18 protein-coding genes are annotated in these 19,794 nt (G+C 38.6%); 7 read left to right on the forward strand and 11 right to left on the reverse strand.

Going from position 1 to position 19,794, the window contains the following annotated elements:
- Nucleotides 1-51: 51 nt before the first annotated feature.
- Nucleotides 52-1,473 (reverse strand): WG repeat-containing protein, encoded by a 1,422-nt coding sequence (locus QNI15_RS27375; RefSeq protein WP_314034798.1) that lies wholly within the window; start codon nt 1,471-1,473, stop codon nt 52-54.
- Between the two features lie 244 nt (nt 1,474-1,717).
- On the reverse strand, nt 1,718-2,746 hold the full coding sequence (locus QNI15_RS27380) for an SPASM domain-containing protein (protein WP_313991771.1): 1,029 nt from the start codon (nt 2,744-2,746) through the stop codon (nt 1,718-1,720).
- Nucleotides 2,747-3,424: 678 nt separating this feature from the next.
- Here QNI15_RS27380 and QNI15_RS27385 point away from each other — a divergent pair.
- Together QNI15_RS27385 and QNI15_RS27390 are read left to right on the forward strand one after the other, a co-directional pair.
- On the forward strand, nt 3,425-6,574 hold the full coding sequence (locus QNI15_RS27385) for a SusC/RagA family TonB-linked outer membrane protein (RefSeq protein ID WP_314034800.1): 3,150 nt from the start codon (nt 3,425-3,427) through the stop codon (nt 6,572-6,574).
- Between the two features lie 53 nt (nt 6,575-6,627).
- Nucleotides 6,628-8,076 (forward strand): SusD/RagB family nutrient-binding outer membrane lipoprotein, encoded by a 1,449-nt coding sequence (locus QNI15_RS27390; RefSeq protein WP_314034802.1) that lies wholly within the window; start codon nt 6,628-6,630, stop codon nt 8,074-8,076.
- A 119-nt stretch (nt 8,077-8,195) separates the two neighbouring features.
- Here QNI15_RS27390 and QNI15_RS27395 read toward each other — a convergent pair whose 3' ends face one another.
- The 5 genes from QNI15_RS27395 to QNI15_RS27415 form a co-directional block, all read right to left on the reverse strand.
- Nucleotides 8,196-8,423 (reverse strand): hypothetical protein, encoded by a 228-nt coding sequence (locus QNI15_RS27395; protein WP_314034804.1) that lies wholly within the window; start codon nt 8,421-8,423, stop codon nt 8,196-8,198.
- 319 nt (nt 8,424-8,742) lie between these two features.
- Nucleotides 8,743-9,399 (reverse strand): response regulator transcription factor, encoded by a 657-nt coding sequence (locus tag QNI15_RS27400; RefSeq protein ID WP_313991761.1) that lies wholly within the window; start codon nt 9,397-9,399, stop codon nt 8,743-8,745.
- Between the two features lie 14 nt (nt 9,400-9,413).
- Nucleotides 9,414-10,199, reverse strand: coding sequence for a sensor histidine kinase (locus QNI15_RS27405; RefSeq protein WP_314034806.1), 786 nt, complete (start codon nt 10,197-10,199; stop codon nt 9,414-9,416).
- Nucleotides 10,160-10,822, reverse strand: coding sequence for a hypothetical protein (locus tag QNI15_RS27410; protein ID WP_313991755.1), 663 nt, complete (start codon nt 10,820-10,822; stop codon nt 10,160-10,162). Before QNI15_RS27410 ends, QNI15_RS27405 begins: the two co-directional genes overlap by 40 nt.
- 11 nt (nt 10,823-10,833) lie before the next feature.
- Nucleotides 10,834-11,379, reverse strand: coding sequence for a hypothetical protein (locus tag QNI15_RS27415; protein ID WP_313991753.1), 546 nt, complete (start codon nt 11,377-11,379; stop codon nt 10,834-10,836).
- 222 nt (nt 11,380-11,601) lie between these two features.
- On the opposite strand from QNI15_RS27415, the gene QNI15_RS27420 reads away from it, so the two are divergent.
- The 5 genes from QNI15_RS27420 to QNI15_RS27440 all read left to right on the forward strand — a co-directional run bounded on the left by QNI15_RS27420 (nt 11,602) and on the right by QNI15_RS27440 (nt 15,415).
- Nucleotides 11,602-12,039, forward strand: a complete 438-nt coding sequence (locus QNI15_RS27420) for a hypothetical protein (RefSeq protein ID WP_314034808.1) — start codon at nt 11,602-11,604, stop codon at nt 12,037-12,039.
- A 279-nt stretch (nt 12,040-12,318) separates the two neighbouring features.
- Nucleotides 12,319-12,522 carry a putative signal transducing protein gene (locus tag QNI15_RS27425; protein ID WP_313991747.1) on the forward strand — a complete coding sequence of 68 codons (204 nt, stop codon included), beginning with the start codon at nt 12,319-12,321 and terminating at the stop codon, nt 12,520-12,522.
- A gap of 34 nt (nt 12,523-12,556) precedes the next feature.
- Nucleotides 12,557-13,393, forward strand: a complete 837-nt coding sequence (locus QNI15_RS27430; RefSeq protein ID WP_314034810.1) for a phosphatidate cytidylyltransferase — start codon at nt 12,557-12,559, stop codon at nt 13,391-13,393.
- Nucleotides 13,394-13,636: 243 nt separating this feature from the next.
- Complete coding sequence (locus QNI15_RS27435; protein WP_313980994.1) at nt 13,637-14,290, forward strand: carboxypeptidase-like regulatory domain-containing protein; 654 nt, start codon at nt 13,637-13,639, stop codon at nt 14,288-14,290.
- Nucleotides 14,291-14,608: 318 nt separating this feature from the next.
- Complete coding sequence (locus QNI15_RS27440) at nt 14,609-15,415, forward strand: CRISPR-associated endoribonuclease Cas6 (protein WP_313980991.1); 807 nt, start codon at nt 14,609-14,611, stop codon at nt 15,413-15,415.
- A 59-nt stretch (nt 15,416-15,474) separates the two neighbouring features.
- On the opposite strand, the gene QNI15_RS27445 is transcribed toward QNI15_RS27440, so the two are convergent.
- The 4 genes from QNI15_RS27445 to QNI15_RS27460 form a co-directional block, all read right to left on the reverse strand.
- On the reverse strand, nt 15,475-16,752 hold the full coding sequence (locus QNI15_RS27445) for a type IX secretion system plug protein (protein WP_314034812.1): 1,278 nt from the start codon (nt 16,750-16,752) through the stop codon (nt 15,475-15,477).
- 230 nt (nt 16,753-16,982) lie between these two features.
- On the reverse strand, nt 16,983-17,477 hold the full coding sequence (locus QNI15_RS27450) for an NADH-quinone oxidoreductase subunit J family protein (protein ID WP_314034814.1): 495 nt from the start codon (nt 17,475-17,477) through the stop codon (nt 16,983-16,985).
- A 59-nt stretch (nt 17,478-17,536) separates the two neighbouring features.
- Entirely contained in the window at nt 17,537-18,433 is an 897-nt protein-coding gene (locus QNI15_RS27455; RefSeq protein ID WP_314034816.1) for a 4Fe-4S dicluster domain-containing protein, read from the reverse strand.
- Between the two features lie 84 nt (nt 18,434-18,517).
- On the reverse strand, nt 18,518-19,615 hold the full coding sequence (locus QNI15_RS27460; protein WP_313980977.1) for a complex I subunit 1/NuoH family protein: 1,098 nt from the start codon (nt 19,613-19,615) through the stop codon (nt 18,518-18,520).
- Nucleotides 19,616-19,794 lie beyond the last annotated feature (179 nt).

Below are 19,794 nucleotides of genomic sequence, written 5' to 3' on the forward strand. Positions count from 1 at the left end.
AGGTTTAATTGAAATCCAGCTATAGGTATTGTTTTTATTTTTTTCAATAGTTTATTTCTGGCTTACCAAAATATCTTCTACTCCATCACACTTGCAATCTTTGAATACCAGACATTTTCCTGATTTATTTATATAGAAAGTTTTTCCATTGCGTTCTACTTTTGATAGTCCATCCTGGTAAGGTTGTACAGAATCAAACTCTACAGGTACTACCAGTTTGCCTTTGATATCTACGAAGCCATATTTACTGCCAATTTTGATTGTTGCTACATCTTCTGCAAAATCGTAAGCATCGTCATATTTGATAGGGATGATTTCATGGTTCTGAATATCTATAAAGCCTGCTTTATTATTCTTTCTTACAATAGCTAAGCCATTGTTGAATGGATAGATATGATCATAAACCATTGAGATAACCATCTGGCCTTGTTTGTTAATACATCCTTTTTTGCCATTTTGTGTTACAATAGCAATTCCATCTGAGAAGTGAGATACTTCATCATAAACTAACGGAATGATAGTTTTGCCACTTTTATTGATAAAGCCCCACTTGGTACCACGACGAGCCTTGGCTAAGTTCTCACTAAATGCGGAAACCTCTTCATATGGTAGCTCAGTAACCACTTTGCCGAGTGTATCAATCATCAGGTATTTTCCATCCTTTTTTACTTGAGCAATTCCTTCTGCAAAAGGGCTAGCTGATTCATATTGAAAAGGAATAACCTGTTCACCTTCTTTGTTAATATATCCAAACATGCCATCCTGTAAGGCTAGTGCAAATCCTTCTGAGAACGAAAGTACTTCATCATAATACAATCCATACATTTTCATTCCTTTCTTATCAATTCGTTCCCAGTGTGCACTCTTCTTTACTAGAGCAGATCCTTCTGTAAAAGGTGTTGCTTCTTCATAGTTAAACTGAATAGCCACAGTTCCGTTTTTATTCAGATAACCCCATTTGTTACCTCTGCGTACAGCTGCCATACCTTCTGAGAAGAAAGTTATTTCATCATTAATCAGAGGAATTACATTAATACCTTTTTTGTCGATAAATCCTTTACGTCCTGCTTTTTCAACCAATGCCATACCTTCTGAAAATGGAGTTGCCATATCATAGGATGCGGCGATAACTACCTTTCCCTTTTTGTCAATAAACCCCCATTTGCCATTCTCATTTTCAAAACGTGCTAAGCCATCAGAGAAAGAGGAAACATAGTGAAATGTTAGTGGGATGATTTCTGTGCCGGTGCTATCAATAAAGCCTGCTTTCCCGTCTTTTGTGACTTTGGCAAATCCTTCCCGAAAATCGTAGGCCATATCATATTTAGGGGCAACTTTGACTGCATTTGCTTTGCTGTCTTTGTACCCAAAAATACCACCTTCTGAAAACGGAGTAATTTCCTGAGCATTTGTTGCTATAGTAGCAGCAAGAAGTGATAAAGATAGAATACCGTATTTTTTTAGCTGGTTCATAAATTATTCGGATGAAAGCGTATTAGAAGAAATAGTCATGATTGACTGAAATTCATGGATGGATACGTTTTCCCCTAAATTGGTATTCAAGGAGGCTTTTTTTACATGTAAGACTTATGTAAGGAAAATGTCGGGGATGTAAAAAAAAGTCGGTTTTTTTATCGGGAAATAATCTTGGCCAAGATCAACTTACATTCTTTTGCCAAGGTTAATAAATTTTTTTAGTAAGGTAATTGGTTGATAGCTAGCTCCATACCTGGGTTCCTTCTGTGCAGTTTTTGCACATTTCTATCTTGCTGCGCGATTGAAGTAATAATTGGCGGAATTGAGAATATGATTTTCCAGCCCATAGGTTGCTGAAAGACTGCTTACTAACATCTCCCATTCGGTGGTGTGCATCCTTGTCAAAACAACAAGGAACTACCAAGCCATCCCAGGTAATGACACACGAGTGCCACATTTTCCAGCAATGATTTCCAAGACCATTTTTTACCTGATAGGTACCTGAAGTAGTTTGACGATAGCGACTATACTTGTCAATAGACGGGATCAGCGGAGAGCCTTGCTCATGATCATAAATCTGAGCCGTTTTTAAGCCAACTGCATCTACTCCCAGTTCACTGGCAAGTTTTTGTACATCTGCAATCTGGTGTTCATTAGGCTTTACAACCAAAAACTGAAAGACAATAAAGGGGGTTTTAGAACCTAGCTGTTGCTTCCAGCGAATAACGTTTTTTGCACCCTCAATCACTTTATCCAGCTTCCCTCCTACTCTGTATTGCTGATAGGTTTCCTGTGTTGTGCCATCTATGGAGATAATCAGTCTATCAAGACCTGACTCAACTGTCTTGCGGGCATTGGCATCTGTCAGATAATGAGCGTTGGTAGAGGTTGACGTATAAATCTTTTTGCTTGCTGCATATTGCACCAGTTCCAGAAACTGAGGGTGTAGATAGGGCTCGCCCTGAAAATAAAAGGTGAGATACAGCAACTTTTTATGAAGCTCATCTATAGTTTTCTTGAACAAATCTCCACTCAGCATACCTGTAGGACGGGTAAAAGATCGTAAACCACTGGGGCATTCTGGGCAACGAAGATTGCAAGAAGTAGTAGGTTCAAAAGCAATGCTTACAGGTAGGCCTTTATGTATAGCTTTTCGTGTAATTCTGGAAAGATAATAACTGCCCAATACCTGTAGTCCATTCCATGTGCGAGATAAGGTAAGCTTTGATAACAGGTTAAGAGTATCTGAAATGGTTGCTGGTGTTTTCACGGGATTATTAGAAAGTAGTACACAAAAATAGATTTCTTCCATCATATTTCTGCATCAATCCTTCTCCTTTTATATATGTGAGAAATTTGCCATCTTTTATTTGACTGAAATAGTTTCTGTTATCTCATAAAGATAGAGCAATTGTATTTTCTGAGTTTGGAATTATATTATTTTTATTTGTTTTCAGTATTAGATTTTGATAATGTGGTAAAGTGTGGAATTTTTTACCTGTATGATTGTATTTTTTGGAATAAAATTTTGTATTTTAGTTTTGCATTAATATATTGCTCTTACTAAAAGCAAAATTTCTTTATGTAAGTTCCCTGTCTGTTTCGAAAGCCGCAATAAGAAACAGAAGGAATAGTAACTCAATACAAAGCTTCTGATTAGAAGTTATTTTATTGTATATGCCCAATACTATTCCGAGAAAGTAAAAGTCAGCATTGTTATAACTACTGAATAGCAGGAGTATTTGGCGTTTGTGAGGCAAATGTCTGTGAGGTACTTTGTCTTCATTAATGGCTGTCCGCTGTGTATCAGGTCTGGAAAATGGTTTTAGAGTTTCTCTACTACTATTTACTCTGATTGATCAGTAAGCGATTTCTTTTATTGACCTGTTCCAGGTGTAGTTAGTACCTGAATAGTGTTTATTCAACCCCCAACTTATTAGCCAAAATTATGAAAAGAAAACTACTCGTTTTTTTAATGGGATTACTATGGGCGTATACATATGCCACTGCTCAGGATCGAACCATTTCAGGATCAATCTCTGATCAGGAAAGTAAATCTGCTTTGCCTGGTGTAAATGTGATAGTAAAAGGTACTACTATAGGAACGACAACTAACTCGGAAGGAAAATTTCAGCTTAAAGTACCTCAAGAGAATGCAACATTGATTATCTCTTTTATTGGATATGTAGTACAGGAAATACCCATTGGAAATCGGACTACAATAGATATAGTATTAGTACCAGATGTTGCTGCTCTTGGAGAAGTAGTGGTAACAGCTCTCGGGATAGAACGGGAGAAGAAGGCATTGGGCTACTCTGTGCAGGAAATCAAAGGTGACCAGTTGAATCAGGCGCGGGAAACAAACCTGGTAAATGCACTGAGTGGTAAGATTGCAGGTATTCAGGTAACAGGTACCAATGGAACACCTGGTGGTTCATCTCGGATTGTGATCAGAGGATCTTCGTCTATCGGAGGTAATAATCAGCCTTTGTTTGTGGTAGATGGTGTACCTATTGACAATGGGAACTATAGTTATGGAAGTAAAAGCTCCGACAGCCAGTTTGGCACATCATCTACAAGTGTCGATTATGGCAATGGGGCAGGGGCCATTAACCCAGATGATATTGCTTCTGTGAGTGTCTTAAAAGGTCCTAATGCAGCTGCCTTGTATGGCTCACGTGGTACTAATGGCGTTATTCTGATTACTACCAAATCAGGTAAAGGTGTCAAAGGCATAGGTGTCACAGTAAATACCAATACTACGTTCGAGAAACCCTTCAGACTTCCTTCATTTCAGAATGCATACGGACAAGGTGCGAAAGGATTGTTTGAATATAAAGATGGCAAAGGTGGAGGTGTGAATGATGGTGTGGACGAAAGCTGGGGGCCACAAATGGATGGAAGGTTGTTACCTCAATATAATTCGTCTGTAGATGCAAATGGGGTGCGCACTCCTACTCCTTTTCTGCCTCAACCAGATAATGTCAAAAATTTCTTTGAAACAGGAGCAACCTATACCAATAGTGTAGCTGTGGCAGGTTCCAATGACAAAGGTGACTTTCGCTTATCTTATACCAATCTTTCACAGAAGGGTATTTTACCTAATACGGATTACAAACGAAATACGGTCTCTCTTAATGCTGGTCTGAACATCACTTCGCGACTGTCTGCAAAGGTATCGGCCAACTTTATAAAGGATGGAAGTAAGAATCGTAATAGTTGGGGCTTATACTTTATCTGGTTTGGCCGTCAGGTTGACACAGATGATCTGAAAGATTATGTCGTAGATGGAACAGACCCCAGTGACTGGCCAGTGCAGCGTAACTGGAATACCAACTATTGGAACAATCCTTATTTTGTATTGAATCGGGTATTGCGTCCTAACAATAAAGATCGCTTGTTCGGAAATGTAAGTCTTAATTACAAATTCACGGACTGGCTTAATCTGACAGCACGTTCCGGAACAGACTTTTTTACAGATCGCAGATATGTACAAACCCCTAAATCAGTAGGTAACACCTATGGCAGTTATACAGAAGACGTATTCTTTGTAAAGGAAAGCAATTCTGACTTCCTGTTGAGTATGAATAGAAATGTATCCTCTGCCCTACATCTAACTGCCAGTGTAGGAGGTAATCATCGTCGTCGGGATTACCAGCGAAATTACATTAACATTGCTGAGTTGTCGTTACCTAATATCTTTAATGTAGGCAATGCCCGTTCCCGGCCAGATGTAGCCAATAATCATCAGACTAAGGTGGTGAATAGTTTGTATGCTTCCGCTCAACTTTCATTCAAGGATTACCTGTTTATAGATGCATCCGCCCGTAATGACTGGTCTAGTGCGCTGCCAAAAGGGAACCGGTCTTACTTCTATCCTTCTGTTTCTGTGAGTGGAGTACTTACAGATATGTTGAACATACAGTCTTCTGTATTGTCTTTTGCGAAAGTGAGAGCTAGTGTGGCACGTACAGGTAATGATACAGAAATCCTGTATCAGGATCAGCAGACATTCAAATATGAAAGTGCCTGGGGATCTACACCTACAGTATCCGAAAACAATGTAATTGCCAATGCTCGGCTAAAGCCTGAACTTACCACTGCCTACGAAGTTGGTGCAGAAGTAAATCTGTTTCACCGCATTTCACTGGAGTTTGCTTACTATGAAAAACAAACCAAAAACCAGATTCTGAATGTTAATATTTCTCAGGCTAGCGGCTATCAGTCGCGGGTGACAAATGCAGGTCTGGTAACCAACAAAGGAATCGAGATTGAAGCCAGTGGTGCTATCATCAAAACAGAAGCTGGATTCACCTGGGATCTGGGTCTGAACTTTTCCAGAAACCGGAACAAGGTAGTAGAACTAGGTGAGGGATTACAAAACTACCAGTTGGGTACGGTTCGGGGTATGAGCGTAGAGGCACGGGTAGGACAATCTTATGGTACATTCTTCGGAACAGCCTATGCCCGTGATCCACAAGGGCGTATTATCTATGGGACAAACGGATTGCCTGTCGTTTCTTCTACACGAAAAATACTCGGAAACTTTACACCTGACTGGACAGGAGGAATCAGTAATACTTTTTCCTTTAAAGGCATTAGTATAAGTACTCTGATAGATGCGAAGATGGGTGGAAATATCTATAGCCAGACAGTAGCTATTGGACGCTATACCGGAGTACTGGCAGAAACCAATATTGGGCGTGAGACAGGTATTGTTGGAGATGGTGTCGTCAATACTGGTACTACAGATAATCCTGTTTATGCAGTAAATACTAAGAATGTGTCCTCTGAAGACTGGCATCATGGCTACTATAACCGAAATAACAATGAGCCTTTCGTATTTGATGCCAGCTATATAAAACTGCGTGAGATAAAACTAAGTTATACACTGCCACAAAAATGGTTTGGCAAAATACCTGTGCGTAATGTGCAATTTGCAGTTGTAGGTCGTAACCTGGCCTTGTTGTATTCTAAAGTACCACACATAGATCCGGAAACCAGCTTGTATAGCAGTGATAGTAATGTGCAGGGTCTGGAAAATGGTCAGATACCTACCACTCGTAGTTTAGGATTTAACCTCAGTTTTGGGTTGTAATCTTTGTTATGATAGTCTAGTATTCAGTTGAACCTTTTTGACTTTAACTCTCTATGAAAAAGATATATATAAGTACCGTTCTGATACTTCTCACCTTGGTAAGCTGTGAAAAGAACTTTGATGAGTTTAATAAGAATACCAATGATCCTACGAGTGCAACAGCAGAGTCTTTGTTACCACATGGTATTGAAAGTGCTGTTGACCTATATATGGGCAATGCAACCTATAGCTTGGGAATGGATGTAGGGAATCTGTGGCCTCAGCATTGGGCTCGTATCCAGTATGTAGAGTCAGATCAGTATAATATTCCATCAGAGGTTATTGATCAGAGTTGGCGGGATTTTTATACAGAGTCACTGGCAGATTTTAATAAGATCAACATCCTGGGACAAGCTGCTGGCAATGAAAACTATCAGGCGATTGCAATCATCATGCGTTCATGGGTATTTCAGTTACTGACTGATATTTATGGCGACATTCCTTATTCTGAAGCATTAAAAGGCAGTGATGGTGCTTATTCACCTGTCTATGACAGTCAGAAAGATGTATATGCAGGTTTGGTAGCAGATTTGAAGTCTGCTAGTGATATGATTAATACAAAGGCAGTTTCATCTACTGGAGATATCTTGTTTGCGGGTAATATGAGTAAATGGAAGAAATTTGCCAACTCATTGAGTTTACGCATTCTGATTCGTATGATCGGAAAGGCAGACGCATCGATTGATGTCAATGCTGAAATCACCCGTATTCTGAGTAATCCCGAAACATACCCTGTCTTTACTTCCAAATCAGATATGGCTTCACTGGCTTATTTGGCGCAATCACCCAGTAACAACCCGATAAACGAGAATCGTAAGACACGTGATGACCATAGAATAAGCAAAACTATGGTGGATAAGTTAAAGTTATTCAATGATGCTCGCCTGGCTGTATATGCAAACAAACCAGAAGCTGGTGGTGATTATGTAGGCTTACCTAATGGTTTGAACGCTGCCGATGCCAACTCTTATGGGCTTGCTAAGACTTCTAAAATTGGCTCTTATTTTACTGCCGCTACGGCTCCTGGTGTACTAATGAGTTATGCAGAACTATTGTTTATCAAAGCGGAAGCTGCCTATAATGGAATTACCGCAGCTGGTGATGTTGAAACAAACTACATTGATGCGATCAAAGCCTCTCATGAGCAGTTTTCGCTGGTAGCTTCTGATACTTATCTGAGTGGTGTAGCCTATAAAGGAGGTAATGAAGGATATACTCAGATTATGGAACAGAAATGGATTGCCTTATTCGGGCAAGGATTGGAAGCATGGGCTGAACAACGTCGTTCTGGAATACCAGTTTTAACTGCGCCTGTATCTAATTTCAATGACAACATTGTTCCAACACGTTTACCCTATCCAAGTTCGGAGGAAGCATTAAATAGCAGTAACTTTGCCAGTGCATTGAGCCGTCAGGGTGGAGAGAATGACAAAAAACTAAAACTCTGGTTTGAGCAGGAGTAAAAGCCCGGTATTTATAACAAAAATATATAAATGTCAATCGCATTTTGTGATTGACATTTATTCTCCAATGACTATACCGCTGTAAGTAATTTCAGGTGTGACAAAGAAAAGACCAGGATTTAACTTTTTTGATGTAGAAGTGAAACAACACGTTTATGAGTAGGTGGAAAGACCGTTTTCTTGTCATACATCTCTTTAAAGGGAGGATGCATCCAAAGAATATAGAATGTTGTGAGGCATATATATATACCTACAATAAGTGCAATTACCAACTTAAAAGAATCACCAAAGAGTTTTTGTACTACTTTAATCTTCCGGCTGGCAGAGAGAGAGTCTCTGTTATTCATAACTAGTTAAGAAATTCTTTTATCCTTTGACAGGCAATAGGTTTTAAAAAGGCGAATGTGCAGTTTTCATACTATTATTATGCACATAAAGCTTGTTTAGTAAAACGATTGCTCTACTCAAATATTTCCTGTCAATACATAATGTTTAATTTTGAATAGATGTTCAAAATTAAATCATCTGTCTTTCTCTACCAGAAGTTTGTAGTATTTTTTCGAAGAATTATGAGTTATTATTCCTTATTTTAAGGAAAATGCTGAAAAGATGCTATTCATAAACGAATATGCCTAGCCTATTGTGAGAGACTATATGTAATGAAACTCAGATTTTAATAAGTGAATTTTTGATCGCATATACAACAAGACCTGTTCGGGAACGCACCTGAAATTTTTCAAACAAGGATTCCCTGTAATTATCAATTGTATGAGGGCTCACATTCATTCTGTCCGCAATTTCCTTATAGGTTAGTTCAGAAGAGCATAGCTCCAGAAATCTAAGTTCATTTGCACTTAATTTTTTCCCTTTTTCTTCTATGATATCATTCTTTTGCAAGGTGTTTAATATCTTTCCCGAAACATATTCATTGATATAAAATCCCTGATTGTTGATTGTTTTGATTGCCGTAATGACTTCCGAAACTTTTGACTCTTTTAATAAATATCCCATAGCTCCACTTCTAAGCATTTCCATAATGGATGTATCCTTGTCAGACATGCTTAGAGCTAAAATTTTAATATCAGGATGATGTTTGCGTAACCATAATGTAGAAGCATGTCCATCCATTACAGGCATGGTAATGTCCATTAGAATTACCTGGGGCAGAGGATTGTGATTGGCTATTTTCTTTATCATATCCGCTCCGTCAGATGCGTCAAAGACTACCTGTATTTCTTCTGATTCTAAGAGTAAGTGTACAAGACCTTGACGAAACAATGTATGGTCATCAATAATGGCAATATGTATAACTTCATTTGTCATGGTAAATCAAATTTTTATGGATAGGGTACTTGTATCTTAACAGAGGTGCCTTGACCGGGAGCTGAGTCAAACTGTACAGTTCCCTGGATCATTCCTGCCCTCTTTTCAATAGTATATAGTCCCATCCCTGTTTTGTGAGGTTTGTCTTTGGTAAAGCCTACTCCATTATCTTTCACAATCAATTGTAATGTAGTATTGGTACTTTCAAGTAAAATTGATATCTCCGTAGCGTGAGCATGGCGAATAATATTGCTGATCAATTCCTGAAATAGACGAAATACAATGACATCCTTGTCATTCTGTGTGGAGATTGGATTAAACGCTTTTTTGTTAAATGTAAGTGTATATCGCTCCAGACGGGACAGCCAGTCTAGTTCCAGTTCAATTGCTGCAACCAGTCCTCGTTTTAGCAGATTCTCTCCATTGAGCAGTTGTGACAGATCTCTGATCTCCCGAATGGCTCGTCGGGTAAGTTCTGTAGCTGAGGTCAGTTTTCGAGTAGCGCTGACTGCATCTTCTAAGTTGATAGACGTAAGTGTAATGGTTGTTAGACTCAGAATCTGGCCAATGTTATCATGTAGTTCGGCTCCAAGTGTTTTCAGTGTTTCTTCTTTTACTTCCATCTGCACTCTCAACATTTCCAGATCAAAATCACGTTTGAGCTGTTCTTTTTCTTCCTGGTGTTTTTTCTTTCGTTGATTGTATAGATTTACATAGCTAACAAGAAAGATAGGCGCAATCAGGAAAATGACAGAAATGATTACGATGAGTGTAGCGACATTCTGAGGCGATATCTGCATAGAAAAGCATAAGACCAGCAGGAATATAAAATAATGTTTAGAATATTGATGATGTAGTATCGGATAGTACCTGTAATATTAGTAGTATCTGTCAAAACGTAATCAAATAATACATTACAGGCAGTACTGCCAAAGTAGAAAAACAATACACCATTAACCCACCAGAAAGGTGCATAGTGGCTTAAGCGTCTGAATTGTTCATCCTTAAGTATCAGATAGTAGAAATACAGACTTGCTATGACAAACACTACAGACATGGCAATTACAGTTTTGAATGCAAAACTATTCATGTGATTGTAGATCATCTCAGTAGTAAAGCTTATAGAAAAGGTAAAAAGCCAGATAATCAGCCAGTTTAACCTATTCTTATAAGCTTTAAACAAGTAAAAGAAAAAATAACTTACCATTAGATTCTCAAAGACAAGCAGAAAGTTATATAAAAGGGAGTTTTGCTTATGCAGAACTTTCCACATATGCATGCCTGTCATCTCAATGGAACATACCAACAGTAGATAAACGCATAGCAGCTTCCAAGATGTCTCACTATCTTTATATAAACATATAACTCCTGTCAGGAAACAGATAATTTCTGCAACAGTACTAATGGTAAAATAGGTTTCCATAGGTTATGATATTACTCCAGTAGTTCTGCTCCCTGACATGGTGTAGGAGGAGGGCATAAGCCAGCTCTGTTTATTGCGGTTGGAGCATCACTATCCAAACCCTTTCCTATATTTTTTACTTTAAAATAATCCATGTGGATACCACTGGAATCTCTTGTTGGTACCAGAATCAAGGTGTTATGTCCCCAATACATTTTATCTGGAGCATGCGGATTTTTAGGGGAATAGGTACTGTCATAGGCTGCAAAATAGATGCGAACACCATCTCCATTCTCTTTTTCTATTTTATTGATAAATGCCTTAAGTTTTTTTAACTCAAACCATACAACACGTGTATTAGGACTTTCCTGAGTTAGACTTGTGGCGGGTATACTGTCAAAGGCATGGTTTCTCCCAAAGTTGTTGACATATCTCTGCGCTGTGTCACGACTAATAAAAACTTCTTTAAGGATTTCTTTTTCTGTTGTAGTGTCAGTGTTGTCCTGACAAGAAATCAATCCTGTAATTAGTAAAGTAAGAAGGGTACAGAAAAAGGAGTTTTGTACTGATGATTTCATAATTAGATAATTGGTTTGAAACAAAAATCCATAAAAACCTCATAAAGGCAAACCTTTTTTTGTCTTTATTTTATCCTTTTAAAAAGGTTGTTTTCACCCTTTTGCAGCCTTTTAGTATTTATTACCTTTCGCCGCAGTAGTTAGATTATGAATTTTGTCTATATAAACTATATAGAGGTTGAAAAGTCAATGCTACCTGTTACTATATAATTTTGGCACAGCATGAATGCTAACAAGGATATACAATCCTTAATAGAAGAGAATCCTGCATTGGCACTTTGGCAATTTGTAGTACGGGAAAACTTACTACAAGTACGTAGGGTGTCATTTATCATTGACCCCCAGCATCCTGTCGTTCTCAATCAGTTACCAGAAATGGTGGCAGCCAATCAAATGATGCAGCTTTTTTTATCTGTAGGTGAATTGCATTCGTTAATTCCCGTAGCAGAAAAACAAGAAAGGAACCAGGATGAAATTTACTTTATGGGTATAGCTTTTTTATTGGCCTTGGCAAGGATAAATAAAAATTCTGATTTGGTCTCTGGGTTGGAAGACGAACTACAGAAATACACAAATGGCAGCTGGAAGTGTTTTCTTCAACAATGTATTGAAGACTATGTGATTTATTATACCAAATATGTTGGTGAAAATAAGCAATAGGTTACAAATAATCATAGCAAACTGGATTCTAAAATCAAGAATGCCATGTTCAAATATGTATATGTGTGGTCTCTTTTAGATGTTCTCCTCTCTTACATTACACAACAAAGCCACTACTTGTTGAAAATCAGAAAATTCTGTTCTCAGGGTTTAATCTGTTTTTAATTACATTAGGAGCATAATATAGTATATTTGCAGGATAATAGGCTTATTTTTGTTTGGAAGCCATTATTTTATATCCCTCTGTCTTTGTATTTTAGTAAGTGTCTGAATGTGATCATGCCACAATGGGAAAAACTGTACGAATCACCGATAGGGTATCGGGCTGAAATGGTTCGGATTGCACTGGAAAGTAATAATATTCCGACAGTTGTTTTAAACAAAAAGGATAGTTCTTATCTTTTCGGCCATTTTGAAGTGTATGTATATCATGAACATGTTATTCAGGCACTCATTGTGATGGAGCAATCTAATATAGAGTAGGCAGACCTGATCTCAAATGATACCCTCTTATACTGTGAATCAACATTTAACTAAACTTTCTAATCTTCAGCAACGTATTATCGCCGCACTCATAGGCGGAATAGCCATAATTGGTGCTATATACTGGAATCAGTGGGGCTATTTTGGCGTATTTTTTCTGATCTGTGGATTGACTCTCCGGGAGTTTTATCAACTGGTTGGATTAGATGGTAATGCTCCCCTAACCTATTATGGTACTTTTACGGGCCTTTGTATTTTTCTGCTTACATTTCTGATTGAGAAAAAACTGATAGGAATCGAACATTATTTCTGGATCTCTCCTATTGCATCCGTAATATTCTTCATTAAGCTATACAAGAAGAACGAAAAGAAGCCTTTTACCAATATTGCCTTTACCTTTTTGGGTATTATCTATGTGGCAATACCGTTTTCTTTGTTAAATATTTGTGTGTTTCTGGAAGATGCGGTGTATAGTTATCAGGTCATTCTGGGTTGTTTGTTTTTGTTATGGGCAAGTGATACGGGGGCTTATTTTGCGGGAACCTATTTTGGCCGTACAAAGCTTTTTGAACGGGTTTCTCCTAAGAAGTCATGGGAAGGAAGTATAGGAGGGCTTTGCTCTGCTTTGATAGTAGCCTCTCTGTTGGCATATTTCTTTACAGATCTTAAGTACTGGCACTGGTATTGTATAGCTATTATTATAGTAGTAGCAGGAACCTATGGAGATTTAGTAGAGTCATTATTTAAACGGAGTATGGATATTAAGGATTCCGGAGCAAGTATTCCCGGGCATGGAGGGTTTTTAGATAGATTTGATGGATTATTGCTTTCAGCTCCATTTATTGTGACTTTTTTACGCATTTTTGCCTGAAAAATATCCAGCAAAAGAACAACTTGTTTGTAACGTAAAATAGGTATACTATTTTTACGTTTTAGTAAAACAGAACATCAATTGAAAGAATGACTTGTCTGTGAATTTTTATGGAACAAAATGATAGACAGGTCAATGGCTGGCGGGCGTTCGTCGAGAATAATAGGGGCTGCAACGAAAACAAAGTCACCTTAGCCTGCTTTTTTGAATTAAAATATGTATCTTTCCTGAAAAAAGTAGACAATGAAGCCATTTTTTAAATTATTTACATGGAGTATTATAGTATTGGCCAGCTTTTTAATCGGTAAGGTAAATGTACAGGGACAAGGGAAAGTACATATTGTACAATTTTCAGGTCTTGTATTGAGTGGAGATGATGGACAACCTGTTGTAGGGGCAACCTTATATATTCCAAAGGCTGGAAGAGGTGGTGTTACAAATGAATATGGAGCCTTTTCAATGCCAACCTTGGTTGGAGACAGCATTGTTATTACAGCTATTGGATTTAAAAAGAGATTCTATAAGATACCGAATACAACAGATGAAGGACATTCCGTTGTAATTGAATTAAAAACAGATACCACCACACTTCCAATCGTTGAAGTATATCCTTATCCAACAGAAGAGTTATTTAAGAAAGCAATTTTAGCACTGGATTTACCAGATGAAGATCAGCAGAAGCAACTGGCAAAGAACTTTGATCCGGTTGCACTGGCAAAGATGACTCAAACTCTGGGTGCTAGTTCTGAAATGAATTATCGTTATATAACTCAGCAACAACTTAACTACACAACCAACCGCTATTTTAGTCCAACATGGACATTCCTGGACCCATTCCGGTGGGCACAGTTTATCAAATCGTTGAAAAAGAATAAAAATAATAACAAGAAAAAATAAATTTGCCTTTAATTGTTGTATTGACAAACCCGACAACCAGCTAGTGTATTAGTAATCTGTTTTGACAGGTTTTATACACAGAATCGCTGTCTTTCCTCAAGGAATGATCTAAAGGATTTATCTTTCTAAGAATAAGGTATACTATTTTTACGGCGATTTTTTATAAAATAATTTTTCAGCCCTTTCACCAGTTAGGAAAAATATATTAAATTAATTTAAGGAATAAACAATTTAATTTAATATATAGTTACCAATTGTGGAAGGTGACACATATTCATATAATATAACGCCAATATTGTGAGGGTCAGAATCATTTTCATGGTAAAAAATAAGGGTGGATATGTACCTTTTTACCACCAGTCTTTGCTGACGCAGCTAACGGACTCTCTGTTGGCTGGTAGCAAGGAAGTAGAGCAAAATGCAGAATATAACTTTTCCGGACTGAAGGGGCAGACAAAAGTAAGTAAAAATGGCCTGCATTTTTATTCAAGTCGGGCTACACTTGTTTTCTCAAGTCAAAGTGTTGAAGTGATAGATACTTTTTTACAACATTTATTTGAAAGAGGAGAAATAGAAGTAGGTAACCTGCAATTAGTTCCGGAAAGTGTTGAAAAAGAGCAACCGCCTGTTTTTCAGGAAGAACTGAAGTGTGTATGTATATCACCGATTGTAGCTGTAGATCCGATTGCAAATGATTTTTACGCCAAAAAATTTATCTCTCCAGATACAGATACATTCTCAGATTTCCTGTACGAATCAACAATGATGCGTATGGAGAGATCCGGAAGGTTTACAGCGGATCAGATTGCGTCATTTTATCGGTTTCAGATTATTCCGGATAAAACCTATCTTCAGAAGATAAAAGAAGGTGACAAGAAATTTGCCCGTATCTATCCTATTGAAGAAAATGGGGTGAGACATGAGATTAGGGGATATACTTTTCCTTTTGTTCTGTATTCGGCACCGGAAGTTCAGCAATTTATATTTGAATGCGGAATGGGTTATTTTTCAAACAAAGGTTTCGGTATGATTGATATTATCAATGCAGATCTGGTACGCCGCACAGAACCATACCATTTTGAAAGACACCCGATGTCGGTTAATTCGTTTGATAAAAGAAACTAATTGTCTATCTGTTAGTAAGCAAGGTGTTTTTACTAATTACCTTGCTTACCTGATGGAAATTACCGCTTATTGTGGTCAACCATTATATAGCCAATAATCATGTCTGCTCTCGCTCCCGGAGGACGGTTATACACAATAATCTCATACACATTCTCTGTCTCAAAGTGGTTACCTTCAAACCAGGCTTCATCTAGTTTATTACCAGGTTTGGCTACCACATACCGAAAATTATAATATCCTTGCTTAAGTAGAAGAGAGCCTCTATAAACCTGGTCTTCCGCATTATAAGTCATACGGTTGGTATTGCTTGTCTGCCAATCAGTTAGTCCACCCCATATATAGACAGGGTCTTTCACAGGGTCTGCTCTCAATGTAAAAAATACACGTACATAGTCGGCTTCAGTACTACCATTGCTAAACTCATATTGATCTATAACAAACCGACCATTCTGATCCACTACCTGACTATAACCTTCCCGGTTGCGGGATTCTCCCACAGCCAGATAAACCTGTGTTGTATCCTGAGATGAGTTGATTTTCGCTACATTCTGTCCGAGTGTACGTATGCTTCGAATATCGAAAAACCGGAATTCATTAACACCTGGGAAGTTATTCTCAAGGTTAAACTGCCGATATTCTGCTATATGCTGATCTTCCCGTACGGAAGTGGGTTTGAGATTCGTAATCGCAGTATACCACTGGTAGTTTTGACGGATTACCACCTTAAGATCCGTCCAGGGGTTACCGACATTGAGAGTACCATAATCGATGGTGAATTCTACTTGCTGATTGGTGTTGCGTTCAGTAATCCCTGTAGAAAACGTAATTCTTGGGGTAATCACTACCTGTGTATTGTAGACTACAAACCGGCGGGTGACAACCAGATCCTTTGGGTTATTTTCATGGTAGGCAACCAATAAATAATTTCCTGGTAGCTTTACTTGTGGTACTTCCAGCCGTTGATGTGTATACAATACCCGTGCATTGTTTCCAGATAGTTGGGGTTGTTCAAATGTGAATTCATTAAATCGGGGAGTGATATCCATATCACTCAGGTTGGATACAGTCCAGTCGGCATTACAGAATACTACCTTTGCCCGATAGTAATTGATTTTATCTCCCAGTTCATCAAACTCTAGTATCAGCGGAGTGGCTTGTTGTATAGAAACTACTGGTGGCTGTAGAGTTGCAGCTACCGGATCAGAACCGGTTGGATAAAACAAGACTGTATGAATCTGGGGTTCATATACAAAATCTGTTGTTTTAAGAGGTATTTCAGTAGCAAAGCTAAGCGTTGCTATAAACCCTATACACCCTGTAAAAATGTATCGTAGCATAAGAATAGGATAAGTCGGATTGTCAAATAAAACAATAAAAACGAAGGAATACCCTAGATAGGTTGCATTTTATGCAAATCATTCTGTCTTCGCTGCAATTTTAGTAGAAAGGACCTTAGTTAATGTATGAGAGTATGGTAGAGGGGGAATGGTAATCTTTCACTATTGACACTGTCCTTTTTCACAATAATATTCTTCCGGTAACTGACTTATTTTATGTTCTCAAAGGTTTACAAACGTTTCCTACCTGCGATATAGGCAGCTCCCATCAATGCTACCATCAGAAGTATGCCTGCTATCTCGAAAGGAAGCAGGTAGTCTGTCATTAATCCAATACCAATAGGAGTTACAGATGAATGGGGTGAAGATTTTAGTGCAGGAAAAGGTAGATTTGCTTTCAGGAACACAGTGAAAAATAATACAAATAATCCGCCTGCTGCCAGAATGCCTGTAAACTGATTGATTCTTCCGGATGTAGGTGCATGACCGGTGGCAGGACGATTGGTAAGCATAATGCCAAAAATAAGCAACACCAGTACACCTCCCACATAAATCATAATCTGAACAATAGCTACATAGTCGGCACCTGCCAGTACATAAAGACCCGACATACCCAGCAATGTAAATAACAAGGCAAAGGCAGAATACAGGAGTTGCCGGGTCCAGAGTACTACAAGGGCTGACAGTACTGTTAATGCGGCAAAACAATAGAATGCGATATTCAAACTACAGCTATGTTTAATAAAAATGAGAATTCAAAGAAACAGAAAAACCACAAACTTGATTACTCATCCGTCTTTTTTTTGATCATAGGTTTAATTACAGGCTTTTTCATAACAGGTTTGGCAGGGGCCTGCTCAGACTGGTCTGCTTCCTCTGCTTTAGTATCCTGTGGTGCAACTTCTTGTATTGTCTGAGATATCTCAGGAGTTACTTCTGTAACAGAGGATGTTTCTTCGGAAATAGAAGGTGTTGGATCTGTAATTACTGGCTTGGTGACAGGTTTTATCGCTGGTTTCTTCATCACAGGTTTAGCCGTCGCTGGAATTGTAGACGTTTGCTCTGCCGTTTTTTCTTCTGTTGGCTGAACATTGGTTGTTGATGCTTTGGCCTGTTGTTTGGCAGCTTGCACAGTTTCATAGTTCTGACGTTTCTCTACCGCTTGTTCCGGTGACAGATCTGAGAAATGATAGATCATATCACGAATATCAAACTCACTGAAGTCGTAGGTTTTGGTCATGGTGAGGCATTCAGTAGGGCAAACAGTTGTGCATAGTCCACAAAAGCAACACTTGGCCATATCAATATCAAATCGTGCAGCATAGAGGCGCACAGAGTGACCATCAGACGTTTTGCGGATTTCTTCCGTTGATTTGACTGCTTCAATGTCAATGCAGCTTACCGGACAGATCTCTGCACACTTGTCGCATACTATACAATCTTCCATTTCATTGTGCAGACGATAGCGGCCATTATCAGGTACTGGTAGTGACTCATATGGGTAGGTAAGAGTAACAATCCCTGTCTCCTGTTTAAAATAATCAGGATCTGTAATACCTATAGGAGTACGACGCTGACGTGCCTCCCAGATATGTTTGAATGATAGTTTTAAACCCTGCCAGGAAGACGCAATGCCTTCCCAGATATTGCCAAAGTATGAATTGTTAGCCCCTTTTTGCATAATCTCAATCCTCAGTTACAGACTCAAAAACAGCCTGACAATAAAATGTGTTCAAAACAAAGTCGGTTTTCAATAGGAAATGCTTTACAAAAGCTTCCATAAAGCTGAAATAAACAGCAGCAACAATGATAACGGAGTCAATACCTTCCAGCATAAATGCATCAACTGGTCAACCCGTAAACGAGGGTATGTCCAGCGTACCCACATTTGTATAAATACGCCGATGAACGCCTTTAGAATTATCCAGAATGCACCTGTGATGTTTCCATATATAGTGCCTGGCATGCCACTGGTCCAGTCGGCCAGCCGTACGGGTCCTATATTCGGAAAAAGTGTATTCCAGCCTCCAAAAAACAAAACAGCTCCCAGAAAGCTAACCAGCAGCATCATACCATATTCTGCCAGAAAGAGCAATGCCCATCGGAATCCAGAATATTCTGTATGGAATCCACCTACAAGTTCTGATTCGGCTTCCGGAATATCGAAGGGCGCTCTGTTTGCCTCTGCCAGTGTAGCTATAAAAAAAATAATATACACAATGAAGAATAAGGGCATTCGAATCACATTCCAGGTCAGAAACCCTCCTACTTCTGTCATATCAATGCCCAGCCGTTTGATGCCAAATAAATAATTAGTTGACTCACTATATACGGGGAGAGTACGTATATAAATTCCCTGCTGATAACAAATCTCCTGAAGGTCCAGTGTCTGACATAGTACCACCACACACAATACTGACAACCCTACAGGTATCTCATAAGAAACGATCTGTGCTACAGAACGCATAGCGCCCAACAATGAATATTTATTATTACTACTCCAGCCAGCGGCTAACAAACCCACAATATCAATAGAAACTATAGTCAGCAGATAAAACACCCCTACTACAGCGCCTGACCCCTGTAATGTAGGAGTAAGTGGCATAACAGCAAATCCTGCAAAGATTGCTGTGAAGATAACGGCAGGAGCAGCCAGAAATACCCATTTGTCTGCTTTGACAGGAACAATGTCTTCTTTCTGTAATAACTTAACCAGATCGGCAAGGGTTTGGAACATGCCATAAGGGCCAATTTCTGTAGGTCCCAGACGATCCTGGATAAAAGCAGAGAGTTTACGTTCGGCATACACTGCAAAAACCATGTAAACCAGCAGAAAGACCAGAAAGAATAAAAATGCAATCATGAGGCAATCCAAGAGTAGAAGCGCAAAAGTAGGGCTAAAAAACGAAAAACCTGCATAGTTGTTATGCAGGTTTTTGAATAAATAGAAGGGGGCTATTTAGATAAATGTCTTTTATTATTCTTTTGTGCCAGTCGCATCTTACTCAGAGATCTTATATTGGTAATGTGTTAATAGTCTTG

This window comes from Xanthocytophaga flava (genome assembly GCF_030068545.1).
GTDB lineage: Bacteria > Bacteroidota > Bacteroidia > Cytophagales > 172606-1 > Xanthocytophaga > Xanthocytophaga flava.